Origin of the sequence: Neisseria musculi, from assembly GCF_014297595.2 — a bacterium.
Taxonomy (GTDB): domain Bacteria; phylum Pseudomonadota; class Gammaproteobacteria; order Burkholderiales; family Neisseriaceae; genus Neisseria; species Neisseria musculi.
The window spans coordinates 2,117,718-2,131,761 of record NZ_CP060414.2; the positions used below are offsets into that span (position 1 = coordinate 2,117,718).

Annotated in this window: 12 protein-coding genes; 4 read left to right on the forward strand and 8 right to left on the reverse strand. The window is 54.7% G+C overall.

Features of this window, described 5'->3' with window-relative positions; all coding sequences use genetic code 11:
- Positions 1 to 690: 690 nt before the first annotated feature.
- The 6 genes from rpsJ to H7A79_RS11025 form a co-directional block, all read right to left on the reverse strand.
- The gene (gene rpsJ, locus H7A79_RS11000) at positions 691 to 1,002 is read right to left on the reverse strand and encodes a 30S ribosomal protein S10 (protein ID WP_135036525.1); all 312 of its coding nucleotides are present in this window, start codon (positions 1,000 to 1,002) and stop codon (positions 691 to 693) included.
- Positions 1,003 to 1,020: 18 nt separating this feature from the next.
- Positions 1,021 to 2,205, reverse strand: coding sequence for an elongation factor Tu (gene tuf, locus H7A79_RS11005; protein WP_187000175.1), 1,185 nt, complete (start codon positions 2,203 to 2,205; stop codon positions 1,021 to 1,023).
- Between the two features lie 81 nt (positions 2,206 to 2,286).
- On the reverse strand, positions 2,287 to 4,392 hold the full coding sequence (fusA, locus tag H7A79_RS11010) for an elongation factor G (protein WP_187000262.1): 2,106 nt from the start codon (positions 4,390 to 4,392) through the stop codon (positions 2,287 to 2,289).
- An 18-nt stretch (positions 4,393 to 4,410) separates the two neighbouring features.
- A complete protein-coding gene (gene rpsG, locus H7A79_RS11015; protein ID WP_135035583.1) occupies positions 4,411 to 4,881 on the reverse strand; it encodes a 30S ribosomal protein S7 in 471 nt (156 codons plus the stop codon).
- A gap of 120 nt (positions 4,882 to 5,001) precedes the next feature.
- Positions 5,002 to 5,373, reverse strand: coding sequence for a 30S ribosomal protein S12 (gene rpsL / locus H7A79_RS11020; protein ID WP_002218431.1), 372 nt, complete (start codon positions 5,371 to 5,373; stop codon positions 5,002 to 5,004).
- 241 nt (positions 5,374 to 5,614) lie between these two features.
- Positions 5,615 to 8,083: a calcium-binding protein gene (locus H7A79_RS11025; protein ID WP_187000263.1), complete on the reverse strand. Its 2,469-nt coding sequence runs from the start codon at positions 8,081 to 8,083 to the stop codon at positions 5,615 to 5,617.
- A 42-nt stretch (positions 8,084 to 8,125) separates the two neighbouring features.
- On the opposite strand from H7A79_RS11025, the gene H7A79_RS11030 reads away from it, so the two are divergent.
- Positions 8,126 to 9,928: a DUF294 nucleotidyltransferase-like domain-containing protein gene (locus H7A79_RS11030; RefSeq protein ID WP_187000264.1), complete on the forward strand. Its 1,803-nt coding sequence runs from the start codon at positions 8,126 to 8,128 to the stop codon at positions 9,926 to 9,928.
- A 14-nt stretch (positions 9,929 to 9,942) separates the two neighbouring features.
- Positions 9,943 to 10,551 (forward strand): 3'-5' exonuclease, encoded by a 609-nt coding sequence (locus tag H7A79_RS11035; RefSeq protein WP_187000265.1) that lies wholly within the window; start codon positions 9,943 to 9,945, stop codon positions 10,549 to 10,551.
- A 371-nt stretch (positions 10,552 to 10,922) separates the two neighbouring features.
- On the opposite strand, the gene H7A79_RS11040 is transcribed toward H7A79_RS11035, so the two are convergent.
- Together H7A79_RS11040 and H7A79_RS11045 are read right to left on the reverse strand one after the other, a co-directional pair.
- Positions 10,923 to 11,429: a GNAT family N-acetyltransferase gene (locus H7A79_RS11040; protein WP_187000266.1), complete on the reverse strand. Its 507-nt coding sequence runs from the start codon at positions 11,427 to 11,429 to the stop codon at positions 10,923 to 10,925.
- A gap of 74 nt (positions 11,430 to 11,503) precedes the next feature.
- The gene (locus tag H7A79_RS11045; protein WP_187000267.1) at positions 11,504 to 11,878 is read right to left on the reverse strand and encodes a DUF4298 domain-containing protein; all 375 of its coding nucleotides are present in this window, start codon (positions 11,876 to 11,878) and stop codon (positions 11,504 to 11,506) included.
- A 746-nt stretch (positions 11,879 to 12,624) separates the two neighbouring features.
- On the opposite strand from H7A79_RS11045, the gene bioB reads away from it, so the two are divergent.
- Positions 12,625 to 13,632, forward strand: a complete 1,008-nt coding sequence (bioB, locus tag H7A79_RS11050; RefSeq protein ID WP_187000268.1) for a biotin synthase BioB — start codon at positions 12,625 to 12,627, stop codon at positions 13,630 to 13,632.
- The gene (locus tag H7A79_RS11055; protein ID WP_187000269.1) at positions 13,632 to 13,832 is read left to right on the forward strand and encodes a hypothetical protein; all 201 of its coding nucleotides are present in this window, start codon (positions 13,632 to 13,634) and stop codon (positions 13,830 to 13,832) included. Before bioB ends, H7A79_RS11055 begins: the two co-directional genes overlap by 1 nt.
- Positions 13,833 to 14,044 lie beyond the last annotated feature (212 nt).

Consider the following 14,044-nt stretch of genomic DNA (forward strand, 5'->3'; position numbering starts at 1 on the left):
GAAACCAGCATGGCGGCAAAAATAAAATCTGCCCCGCTCTGCCTAACCCGTTTCAGGGCAAAACGGGCGCAGCCGCATCGCGGTGAAAATGGTTCCCGACAGCCTGCAACCGCACACTTTCCCAATCGGCAGCCTGCCCGGGCTTGCAGTGCATGCAGGCTGTCTTAGCAAACCCCTGAGGCCTTGGCAAAATTCATTCAGGCCGTCTGAAATATTCACTATCGCCATTCCTTCACAGGCGGGAAGCTGGTCTGTTTTTATAACTTATTGAAATAAAATAATTAATGGTTTTAAAACCAGATTCACGCCTGCGCGGGAATGAGGGGAGCTTAAGCATTTCAGACGGCATTAAGGGTATTTGCAAAGACCCTCTCTTTATTTCTGCAAGGCTATTTTGCAAAGGGCTCCCTCTTTATTTTCTCTCCCCGGCAACAGGCCGCTAGCGGTGCGGAAACACAAAACCGATTCTGCTGCTGCCTCTTTAACGGCCAGCCAGGCCGTTCTCTTTAGATTAAGACGCAGCAACGGTGTAACGGAAATAAAATGAGCACACTATATAGTGCATACTGCCTGCAGCTTGCATCTGCCTTGTATTGCCATAAAAAAACCGCACCCCGTAAGCCGGGATATGGTGCCCGGCTTTCGAGGTGCGGTTCAAACCTTGCGGTTTGCTTGAAGATTCAACCTGAATTACTGCACTTTGATTTCCACATCCACACCTGCGGGCAGGTCGAGTTTCATCAAAGCATCGGTCGTTTTATCTGTCCAGTCCACGATGTCCATCAGGCGCAGGTGGGTGCGGATTTCCAATTGCTCGCGTGAAGTTTTGTTCACGTGCGGCGAACGCAGAATGTTGAAACGCTCGATTTTGGTCGGCAGCGGAATCGGGCCTTTTACCACGGCACCGGTACGCTTGGCGGTTTCAACGATTTCTTGGGCAGATCGGTCAATCAGGCTGTAATCATACGCTTTTAAGCGGATACGGATTTTTTGGCTTGCCATTTATCTATACCCTTCAAATCAAGCAATGATGGAAGATACTACACCGGCACCCACAGTACGGCCGCCCTCGCGAATCGCAAAGCGCAAACCGTCTTCCATTGCAATCGGCGCAATCAATTCTACCGTGATGGTTACGTTTTCACCCGGCATAACCATTTCCACACCCTCTTCCAAAGTTACCGCGCCGGTAACATCGGTGGTGCGGAAGTAGAACTGCGGACGGTAGTTGGCGAAGAACGGAGTATGGCGGCCGCCCTCTTCTTTGCTCAACACATACACTTCGGCTTTGAACTTGGTGTGCGGGGTAATCGAGCCGGGCTTGGCCAATACTTGACCGCGCTCCACTTCTTCACGCTTGGTGCCCCGCAGCAAAACACCCACGTTGTCGCCTGCCTGACCCTGATCCAGCAGCTTGCGGAACATTTCCACGCCGGTACAGGTGGTTTTTTGGGTGGCTTTCAGGCCTACGATTTCGATTTCATCGCCTACGTTGATGATACCGCGCTCCACACGGCCGGTTACCACAGTGCCGCGGCCGGAGATGGAGAATACGTCTTCAATCGGCAGCAGGAAAGGTTTGTCTACGGCACGCTCGGGTGTGGGGATGTAGCTGTCCAAAGCGGCGGCCAGTTCGAAGATTTTTTCTTTGTAGCCGGCATCGCCTTCCAAGGCGCGCAGGGCGGAACCTTGCACGATCGGGCAGTCGTCGCCGGGGAAGTCGTAGCTTGACAGCAGGTCGCGGATTTCCATCTCAACCAGCTCCAGCAGCTCGGCATCGTCAACCATGTCGCATTTGTTCATGAATACGATGATGTAGGGCACACCCACTTGGCGGGCCAGCAGGATGTGTTCTCGGGTTTGCGGCATGGGGCCGTCTGCAGCGGACACCACCAAAATCGCGCCGTCCATTTGGGCGGCACCGGTAATCATGTTTTTAACGTAGTCGGCGTGGCCCGGGCAGTCTACGTGGGCGTAGTGGCGGCCTTCGGTTTCGTATTCCACGTGCGAGGTATTGATGGTGATGCCGCGGGCTTTTTCTTCCGGGGCATTGTCGATTTGGTCGTAGCCTTTAGCCTGACCGCCGAATTTTTCTGCCAAAATGGTGGTCAGTGCGGCAGTCAAAGTGGTTTTACCATGGTCAACGTGACCGATGGTGCCAACGTTTACGTGCGGCTTGCTCCGCTCGAATTTTTCTTTAGCCATGAGCTAATTCCTTTATATAAAGAACGATTAAAGAACAGGATTTGCGGCCGTCTGAAATTTCAGACGGCCTGTTTCAACAGTTCAGCCTTTGCGGGCTTCTGTAACTTGCGCGGCAATGTGTGCGGGAGCTTCTGCGTATTTCTTAAACTCCATCGAGTAGGTTGCACGGCCTTGGGTGGCGGAACGCAGGTCGGTCGAGTAGCCGAACATTTCTGCCAGCGGCACTTCGGCGCGGACTTTCTTGCCGCCGATGCCGTCGTCGTCCATACCCAACACGATACCGCGGCGGCGGTTCAGATCACCCATCACATCACCCATATAATCTTCGGGCGTTTCTACCTCAACGGCCATAATCGGCTCCAGCAATACCGGAGAGGCTTTTTTCATACCTTCTTTGAAAGCCATGGAGGCGGCCAGTTCAAAGGCGATTTGAGAAGAGTCCACATCGTGATAAGAACCGAAAATCAAGCGGATACGCACATCAACCACAGGGTAGCCGGCAACAATACCGTTGGACAGGGTGTCGCGGATACCTTTATCGACCGAGGGGATAAACTCGCGCGGAATCACGCCGCCTTTGATTTCATCGATAAATTCATAGCCCGCACCGCCGGGTTCCAGCGGCTCCATTTTGATGACAACATGACCATATTGGCCTTTACCGCCGGACTGCTTAACGTGTTTGGCTTCGGATTCCACTTCTTTGCGGATGGTTTCGCGGTAGGCCACCTGCGGCGCACCCACATTGGCTTCCACACCGAATTCGCGCTTCATACGGTCAACGATGATTTCCAAGTGCAATTCACCCATGCCGGAAATAATGGTTTGACCGGATTCTTCATCGGTACGCACACGGAAAGACGGATCTTCTTTGGCCAAGCGGTTGAGTGCAATACCCATTTTCTCTTGGTCTGCCTTGGTTTTCGGCTCAACGGCAACGTGAATCACCGGCTCGGGAAATTCCATGCGTTCCAAGATAATCGGAGCATCTTCGGCACACAGCGTCTCACCGGTGGCAACATCTTTCAAACCGATGGCGGCAGCAATATCGCCCGCGCGCACTTCTTCGATTTCGGTACGGTCGGCAGCGGTCATCTGCACCAAACGGCCGATGCGTTCGCGGGTGCCTTTAACAGAGTTCACCACATTGTCGCCCGATTTCACCACGCCGGAATACACGCGGATGAAAGTGAGCTGGCCGACATATTTGTCGTTCAGCATTTTAAACGCCAACGCTGAGAATTTGGCATCATCACTTGCTTGACGGCTGTCGGATTCTTCGTTGTTCGGATTCACGCCTTGCACCGGAGGAATATCGGTAGGCGCGGGCAGAAATTCTATCACAGCATCGAGCATACGCTGCACACCTTTGTTTTTAAAGGCAGATCCGCACAACATCGGCTGGATTTCACCGGCCAAGGTGCGCTCGCGCAATGCAGCTACGATTTCTGCTTCAGTCAGCTCTTCACCGCCCAAATATTTATCCATCAGCTCTTCGCTGGCTTCGGCCGCCGCTTCGATCATGTTTTGGCGCCATTCTTCGGCAGTATCAACCAAATCTGCGGGGATGTCGCCGTATTCGAACGTGGTGCCTTTATCGGCTTCGTTCCAAATGATGGCTTTCATTTTCAACAGATCTACCACACCCTCGAAGCTGTCTTCCGCACCCACGGGAATAACAATGGGCACGGGATTGGCGCGCAAACGGGTACGCATCTGTTCGACCACGCGGAAGAAGTTTGCGCCCTGACGGTCCATTTTGTTCACAAAAGCCAAACGCGGCACTTTGTATTTATTGGCTTGACGCCATACAGTTTCCGATTGCGGCTGCACACCGCCCACCGCGCAGTAAACCATAACGGCACCATCAAGCACACGCATGGAACGCTCTACCTCCACGGTAAAGTCCACGTGTCCCGGGGTGTCGATGATGTTGAAACGGTGTTCGGGAAACTGCCCGCCCATACCTTTCCAGTAGGAAGTTACGGCAGCGGAAGTGATGGTAATCCCGCGCTCCTGCTCTTGTTCCATATAGTCGGTAGTGGCGGCACCATCGTGCACTTCGCCCAATCTGTGGGTTAAGCCTGTATAGAACAGGATACGCTCGGTAGTGGTGGTTTTACCTGCATCGATGTGTGCGGAAATACCGATATTGCGATAAAGATTAATCGGGGTTTTACGAGCCATTTTATGCGCCTTTCGAAATTAGAAACGGAAGTGTGAGAAGGCTTTGTTGGCTTCGGCCATGCGGTGTACTTCTTCACGTTTTTTCATTGCACCGCCGCGGCCTTCGGCTGCATCGATCAATTCGCCGGCCAAACGCAGATCCATGGATTTTTCACCGCGCTTACGGGCAGCATCGCGCACCCAGCGCATTGCCAGAGCCAAGCGTCGTGAAGGGCGAACCTCAACAGGAACTTGGTAGTTGGCACCGCCCACACGGCGGCTTTTCACTTCTACAACGGGTTTGGTGTTGGCAATGGCTTCGTTGAACACTTCGATTGCTGCTTTGCCGGTTTTTTTCTCGATTTGCGCAAGGGCCCCGTAAACGATGCGCTCGGCAACGGATTTTTTACCGTCAATCATCAATACGTTCATAAACTTGCTCAGCTCAACGCTGCCGAATTTCGGATCGGGCAATACATCGCGTTTGGGAACTTCTCTACGTCTTGGCATTTTAATTCCTTAAATATCTATTCAGTCGGGACAACCCCATGAATGCCTATCGAAGCATTCACTTACTCGGCCATGCCTGCTTTTCAGACGGCAAAACCGACGTGCCGTAGTGTTATTTGGTTACTTGGGCCGTTTGGCACCATATTTGGAGCGGGCCTGTTTGCGGTCTTTAACGCCTGCGGTATCCAAAGAACCGCGGACGGTGTGGTAACGCACACCCGGCAAGTCTTTTACACGACCGCCGCGAATCAGCACCACGCTGTGTTCCTGCAGGTTGTGTCCCTCGCCGCCGATATAGGAAATCACTTCAAAACCGTTGGTCAGGCGGACTTTGCACACTTTGCGCAATGCAGAGTTCGGTTTTTTCGGAGTGGTGGTGTACACGCGGGTGCACACGCCGCGTTTCTGCGGGCACGCTTCCAGTGCGGGCACTTTGTTTACGTACACCGGCTTTTGACGGCCTTTGCGTACCAATTGATTGATAGTTGGCATATTTTCTCGTCCTGTTGAGTGAAATATCTGCCGGCACCATGCCGACAAGAGCGGAATTATAGTTTCGGTGCAAACACTTAGTCAAGGCATTGCAAAACACGGCCTGCAAACATTCCGCAAAACACAGTTTCTAGGCAGCGCCTGCGCAACACAACAAGGCCGTCTGAAACTTTTTGCTTTCAGACGGCCTCGATTCCCACCGTCTTAGCGATATTGCGGCAGACTGCCCACGACTGCCCTGCTAAATAACGCTGACATTCATTTCCGCATCCACCTTCACTTTGGCATTGTCAAAGGCAAACTGGTTATAGCGGTAGCCGCTGTTCGAAAAGAAATTCTGCACACTCACCCGATCTTCGCCGCCGTAGGCCTGAACCAGCAGGTGATTGCCCTCGCGGCTGAACACCGCATTTTCCAGCAACGCATTTGTGAAAATCAGGGTATCGGTGTGTTCGGCCTGATAGCCATAATCGCTCACTATGTCCTGCCCGTGGCCTTTGGCAAAGATATAGGTGTCGACTCCGCCGCCACCGTAGAGTTTGTCGTTGCCTTCGCCTCCGTCCAGCGTATCATTTCCCGCACCGCCGTTCAATTCGTCATCGCCTGCACCGCCATCGAGCTTATCGTTGCCGTGCTCTCCATATAAACGGTCGTTGCCTGCACCGCCCGCCAGCCTGTCTTCCCCGTCTCCGCCATAAAGGTTGTCGTTGCCTTCATCACCGAACAGGCTGTCGTTGCCGCCATAGCCGTAAAGTGTATCGTTGCCTTCGCCGCCATTCAGAATATCCACCGTATTCCAACCATTGAGCGTATCGTTTTTCTCTGTGCCGCTGCCTTTTACCGTTATGCCGGCCATATCGGCGGCTGTGATGGTTTTGTCGTCAAAGGCAAAATCAAAATAACGGTATCCGTTGCCGTCAAAATAACCCCGCACCGCCACCTGATCGTTGCCGCCGTAGGCCTTAACCACCAAATCATTTCCGCTGCGGGTGAATACCGCATCGGCAAAGTCGGCTCCGCTAAAGCGCAGGGTATCGGTGTGTTCGGCCTGATAGCCATAATCGCTTACCACATCCTGCCCGTGGCCTTTGGCAAAGATATAGGTGTCGGCTTCGCCGTTGCCGCCGTAGAGTTTGTCGTTGCCTTCGCCGCCTATCAGCGTGTCTTTGCCATCACTGCCATAAAGCTTATCGTTGCCCGCGCCGCCATTAAGAATATCCGAGCCTGCGCCGCCGTTCAGTTCATCATCACCTTTCCCGCCCATCAGCGTGTCGTTGCCCGCGCCGCCGGCCAGTTCGTCATCGCCTTCCCCGCCATCGAGTACATCGCTGCCGCTTCGACCATAGATCCTGTCGTTGCCGCTGCCGCCGGCTAAAAAGCTTGCCCGGTCGTTGCCGTAAAGCGTGTCATCGCCGTCTGAGCCGAGCTTGTGTCCGATTTTCTCCACCGCTTCTGCGCCCAAAGCCTGCGCATACCGGCCCAGCAGGTTATTTTCGGCCGCGCTTTGCGCATATTGGAGCATTTGCGCCGAAAGCGCTTCGGCGGCGTTGCCCTTGCTGCCGGCGCCGGCCATCAACTCCCCCAAATCCACAAATGCTTTTTCGGGGTTTTCGGCATAAACCTGATTGAATTTTTCGATCACTTTGCCATAGTCTAAAACAAATTCGTTATTTTCTATTTTCAAACCGATTTCGTTTAAATAAGGCTGCAGGCGGGTTTGAAACAGCAATGCCTGATAAATGTTTTTGCTCAAAGCCGCATACGCCTTGTCGGCCGCTGCAAAAAACTGCCCGGCATCTTCGCTGCTGCTGATAAACACCGTGCCCGAATATTCGCCCGAAAAAGCATCAAGCGCCGCCACCTTGCCGGCATAGGCCTTTAACTTGGCCGACTCTTCCGGGGAAGGCAGATAAAGATTATTGCGCATTTCCCGCTCTTCACCTGGCGTAACCGCGCGGCCTTCATTGGCTGTTTTAACCCAGGCGCTGGAAAACACCGCGCCTGAATGATAACGCGGGTCGGTTTTCGCCCACTCGCCCACCAAAGCATCCACCAAAGCCAGCTGCTCCGCCTTGGTTTCGGCCTTGCTGTAGGCGGACAACACTTCGGCCAGCTTGGGCGACAGCGCCGCCGCCTCGCGCAGATCGCGCAATCTGCCCATGCCTTGCAGGTTTGCCGCCTGCATCTGCGCTTCGGTGAGTTTCACCGGGTCGGCATAGCGGCTGTGCAGATGGTCTGCCGCCAAGAGCAGATCGCCCATTTCGCGCTTTCGGCCGTCTGAAAGGGTATAGGAGCCTTTTTGGGCAATGGTGTTGCCGTTGTCCAAACGGATATCGGTATTTTGATAGGCCAAATCCAGCGACTGAATGCCCAACTCCGCCAAACCGAAAAGCTCGCCTTCTTGCGAAATGCCGTCCTGATTCAGATCGCGCCACACTTTCAAAGCAGCAAATTTCTCGTCTTTGTTATCGATCAGGCCGTCTGAATTGCTGTCGAACCCGGCCAATGCGGCATAGCCGTGGGCGGCATGTTCTCCGTTTTGCAATACCGAGCTGTCGCCGAACAGCTCGCCGCCGTTGTTAATCAGGCCGTCTGAATTGCGGTCGATTACCAGCAAACCGTCGTCGGCAGCCGCCCAGCCCGTTGATGTGCGGATGCCGTCTGAAACCCCTGCAAACCGCCCCGCCCCAATTTTTATAAAACATGGCATAATCGTTTGAACAACAACACAAAGCCTGCAAAGGACACCGCCATGGAACGTTTCGATTTCAACTATGCCCCTTTCAACTATCTGAGCAACCCCGAGCGGGTGATGCTGCAAAAAGCCGTGGATATTGCTTTTTTCGCCAACGGCGAAACCATTATCCGCCCTGATGAGCCTATAGGGTTTCTTTATGTGGTGATAAAGGGGCTGGTAAAAGAAACCGGCGCTGACGGCGAGGTGGTGTCGCTCTACCACCCGCGCGACACGTTTGAGGCGCGCGGGCTGATTGAGGGGGTGAGCCACCATCAGTTTTCGGTGGAAGAGGAAACATTGGTTTATACCGTTCCGAAAGAGGTGGTGCTGAAGATTATCGAAAGCAACCCGCGCTTCGGCGCGTATTGTTATGCCAGCGTGGCCGACAAGTTTGCCAGCCTTTCCAACAGTAAAAACGAGAGTGAGTTTGAAAGCCTGTTTACCGCCAAAGTGCGCGATGCCTACCGGGGCAGCCCCACCTGGCTCGAAGGCGGCGATTCGGTTTTGCGCGCGGCGCAGATGTTGAAGGAAAATAAAACCAAATCGGCACTGGTGCGCCATGAAGGCAAAATCGGGGTGTTTACCGAATCGGCGTTCCGCGACATTGTGATTGCGGGCGCGCCTTCAAGCGATGCCATACACAACTGGGCGGTGTTCAACCTGATTGCCATCGATATAGGCGATTTCGTGTTTAACGCGCTGCTGCGCATGACCACGTTTAAAATCCAGCGCGTAGTGGTAACGGAAAACGGCCAACCCATCGGCACGCTCGAGCAGATAGATGTGTTGGCCTATTTTTCGAACCACAGCCATTTGGCCGCCCAACGTTTGGAGCGCGCCAAAACCATAGACGAATTGGTGGATATTGCCGGCCAGATGACCGACTCTGTCCGCCTGCTGCGCAGCAACGGCGTGCGCGCGCCGCAGCTGGCACAGCTGATGCAGGTGCTCAACAGCAGCCTGTTTGAAAAAGCCTGGCGCATTCTCGCTCCGGCTGATTTATACGACAATTCATGCCTGATTGTGATGGGCTCGGAAGGGCGCGGCGAGCAGATTCTGAAAACCGATCAAGACAATGCGCTGATTCTGCGTGAAAGTGTCAATCCTGAAGAAGCCGCCGAAGCGGCGGAGCAGTTTTCGGCCGCGCTGGCGCGCTTGGGCTACCCGCACTGCCCCGGCAAAATTATGGTAAACAACCCCGCATGGCGCAAAACGCTGCCCGAATTCAAAAAAACGGTGGGCGGCTGGTGCCGCTCGCCCGATGGCGAAGCGATGATGAATCTGGCGATTTTTACCGATGCCAAAGCAGTGGCAGGCGATGCCGCCATGCTGACCGAAGTGAAAGAACACCTGCAAAAACGCATGACCAACGATGCAGGGATGCTGATGGCGTTTGCCCGCGCCGTGGATCAGTTTGACAGCCAGAGCAGGGGCTTTTTCTCGCAACTGCTCAGCCGTGGCGGCAGCGAAAAAATGGACATCAAAAAAATGGGGCAGTTTCCCGTGGTGCACGGCATCCGTGCCTTGAGCTTGGAAGCGCGCATCGAAGAAACCAACACATTCGAGCGCATCCGCCATCTGGTGCGGCTCAACGTTATCGATGAAGCGCTCGGGCAGGATGTGGCCGAAGCCTTGGGCTATATCATGGACTTGCGCTTCAGCGCCAACCTGCATATTCTCGAAAGCGGCACGGGCACGCCCAACCAGGTGGATTTCGCCAACCTCTCTACGCTGGAGCGCGACCTGCTCAAAGATGCCCTGCAAGTGGTGAAACGCTTTAAAAACGTGATCCGCCACCATTTCCACATCACTTCGTAAACGGGAGGCGGCTTATGTTTGAACGTTTTTTACGCAACTGCAACCGCAGAAAACTCACCGACCCGCATTATGGTTTTCTGTTTGAAGAACAGCCCGGCGAATGGGTAAGTTTCGACTGCGAAACCACCGGCCTCGATGTGAAAGAAGCCGAAATTTTATCGATAGGCGCGGTAAAAATACGCGGCAACCGCGTGCTGGCGGGCGAATCGTTTTATGTGCTGGTGAAACCCGAAAACCCGATGAAGGCCGCCAATATCACCGTGCACGGCCTGCGCCCCACCGATCTTTCAGACGGCATTCCCGTGGAAGAAGCCGTTAAGCAGCTGCTCGAATTTATCGGCGGGCGGGAGTTGGTAGGCTATTATCTCGAATACGATGTGGCGATGATCAACAAATTTCTGAAACCCATGCTCGGTATCAAGCTGCCCAACAGGCAAACCGATGTATCCTCGCTGTTCCACCAATGGCAAAGCAGGCAAAACGTCCACGACAGCTATGTGGATCTGCGCATGGACAATATGTTTAAAAAACTCAGGCTGCCCGACCTGCCCCGCCACAACGCGCTGAACGATTCGATTAATGTGGCGCTGATGTATCTGCTGCTGAAACAGCGGTTGAAATAGAAAAACCAACGCTTTTTTAAGGCTTAACAAACCAAACCTCAACAAGCGTTGTGCAAGGTTTGAGGCCGTCTGAAAAAACATTTGCTTTTCAGACGGCCTCAAACCGTAACAGATTCAGATTAAGCCCGCTCAGCCGCCATGCCCGTCTCTTGCACGCGCCTGCCCAGAATCACAATATCGGCAAGAAAAGTTTCCATATCGCACACCTGCGGCAGCCGCTCCCACCCGCGAAAACCCAGCGAAGCAAACAGGCGGATACTGGGGGGTGTTGTGGGCGAAAATCACAGCGATGATATGGAGGCCGTCTGAAAGGCAGATATTTTTCAGACGGCCTCAGCCGTAACCGGACATTCGGGTGAAACCCACCCGGCCTACCCTTGCACGCGCCTGCCCAGAATCACAATATCGGCAAGAAAAGTTTCCATATCGCACACCTGCGGCAGCCGCCCCCACTCGCGAAAGCCCAGCGAGGCAAACAGGCGGATGCTGGGGGTGTTGTGGGCGAAAATCACGGCGATGATGTTGCGGATGCCTAAAGCAGGCGCCTGCGCACACATATATTCGGCAAGCCGCCTGCCCAAACCGCCGCCGCGCGCATCTCGATGCACATAAATGCTGATTTCGGCACTGATGCGGTAGGCATGGCGGGGGTAGTAGTCGCTGAAGCTGCCCCATGCCAGCACCTGCCCCGCAAGATTTTTCACCACATACAGCGGCCGGTTGCCGCCGTGTGCGTCAAACCACGCCCGGCGGCTTTCGATGCCCGCCGGCTGCAAATCGGCGGTGGCGCGGCGGCTAGGAATGGCGCTGTTGTAAATGGCAACGATTTCGGGCAGATCGGCCTGCACGGCAGGCTGTATGGTGTGCGGTTGCTGCATAAACGTTCCAAAGTGTAGGTATGGTGCTTTCAAACGGCCGGCAGCCTTACAGAGTTCAAAAACACCGTTTGGAATTATATGCCGTTTTCCACAACTTCCGCCTCTTCCTCTTCACCACCCCTGTCCAACACTGCTATTGCGGCGCGCAGCCATTGCCAGGCAAGGGTTTGCTGGTCGGAAAAAGCATTCCACAAAGTGTCTTCGCCCATCACGCTGTATTCGCCCTGCGTGCGCAGGTCGATATCCAGCCCGTTTTCGATGGCTTGGTGGTAGCGGGCGAATCCGCCCTCAAAATAAAACTGTTCCAACTGCCGCATAATGGCTGCGCTGCGCCGCCATTCCTGCCGCCCCGCTTCGAGCTTGGGCAGCAATTCAGTCCATTCTCGGTAAAGCTGCTGGATTTCGTTAATGTGCGCCTGTGCGGCGGCGGGGTCGGGCAAGGTATCCATATTGTTTCCGTATCAGGGTTTCCATGCGCCGGCAGGCTTTGCACACGCTTGTGTTCCGGCCTGTTTTTCCGGCATTTTTCCAATCTGCACCGGTATGTTTTGCTTTCCTGCGCGGCGGCCGCTGCCGCCCCGTAACCGGCATTTGTCCGCACAGGCAGCTCTGCTACGGAGCAGGAAATCAAAACAACGGCTCCGGTCCGGCCGAAGCAATATCCATCTGCCGGCGTGCAAATATAAACCAGAAAAATCAAGGGCGCAAACCCCGCCCCGACAAAGGCATGCTCATAGTGGAACAATACAGAACGATACCGCACCACTCCGCCTCAGCCCAAAGCGGGCGGTTCTGCATAACCGATACTGCCGTCCTTTCCCTGCTGCTGCGCGATATTGAACAGGCTGCCTAATCCCGCTACACTTCACCGCATTGTGCAGGCCGTCTGAAAAGTTTGAAACCTCTGCCGGCAAACCGCCACCATAGCAAATCCGCTTTATTTGCAATACCGGGCAGCAGGCCGCAGAGGATACAGACAGTATGAAACCGATTCCGTTGCCGCGTGGGCGGCTGACAAAACCGTTCTCGTTGAGCCGGGGCGTTGCAGCGCCGCAACCTAAATACAGCGGATTCACTTCTGCCTCAGGCTTTTTCAGACGGCCTGATACACCCGGCCGCTGCAATCATTGCGCTTGCAGCTTGAGCACGTCAGCGTCATTGCGCCGCTGCGAAACCGAAACAGAAAGCTTCCGTTATGAATACCGCCCCCGTTGCCCTGCGCCGCAAAAGCGCGCGCAAACCGCACCCCACCGCCCGATATTGGCGCAAATGCCAGGTTGAAGAATTGTTTGAAATGCCGTTTCTCGACCTCGTTTACAAAGCCGCCGAAATCCACCGCGCCCACTTCAACCCCCGCGAAATCCAGCTCTCCACCCTGCTCTCCATCAAAACCGGCGGCTGCCCCGAAGACTGCGGATACTGCCCGCAATCGGCGCACCACAACACCGGTCTCGAAAAATCGCAGATGATGGATGTGGAAGCAATCCTCAAAATCGCCCGCACCGCCAAAGCGCGCGGTGCCGGCCGCTTCTGCATGGGCGCAGCCTGGCGCGGGCCCAAGCCGGAAGACGTGAAAACCGTTGCCGAAATCATCAAAGCCGTAAAAAGCCTGGGGCTGGAAACCTGCGGCACGTTCGGCATGCTCGAAGACGGCATGGCCGAAGATTTGAAAAACGCCGGGCTGGACTACTACAACCACAACCTCGACACCGACCCCGAACGCTACAACGACATCATCCGCACCCGCGCCCACGAAGACCGCATGGACACGCTGGGCAAAGCGCGCGGCGCGGGCTTGAAAGTGTGCTGCGGCGGCATCGTGGGCATGAACGAAACCCGCCCCCAGCGCGCCGGCCTGATTGCCAGCCTTGCCAACCTCGACCCGCAGCCCGAGAGCGTGCCCATCAACCAATTGGTGAAAGTAGAGGGCACGCCGCTGGCCGATGCCGAAGATTTGGATTGGACGGAATTTGTGCGCACCATCGCCGTGGCGCGCATCACCATGCCGCAAAGCTACGTGCGCCTTTCCGCCGGGCGCACCGCCATGCCCGAAGCCATGCAGGCCATGTGTTTTCTCGCCGGCGCCAATTCGATTTTCTACGGCGACAAACTATTAACCACCGACAACCCCGAAACCGACAGCGACCGCCTGCTGATGGAAAAACTGGATTTGCACCCGCTGCAATATCAGGCTGCCGGGTGATGCCCGTCAAACGCCGTGCAGAAACGGCACCGGCGCCCCGGTGCTGCGGCTTCTCCAAACCTGTGCCGCTCTCCGGTTTGCCGGCGCAGTGCAGGCGTTTTGGTACAGGTATTTTTCAGATATGGATACAGATGGCGAAAAAAGGCGAAAAAGGCCGTCTGAAAAACCTTTCAGACGGCCTGCTGCCTACCACCATTTGACTGCATTAATAAAATATCCTGCCGCTGCCAACCCGCCGATAAACGCAACCGCCCAAAACCGCCTGCGCGGCAGATTCCATACCGCCACGACAACCTGATTCAGTTTGTCGGATATTCATAAAAGCACCTCCTTGCGCCAATTATTTGAAAATACATTTGAAGTTTTCCTATCAAACACTCCACATCACCATAAGCGGATTAAAGCATTTTCC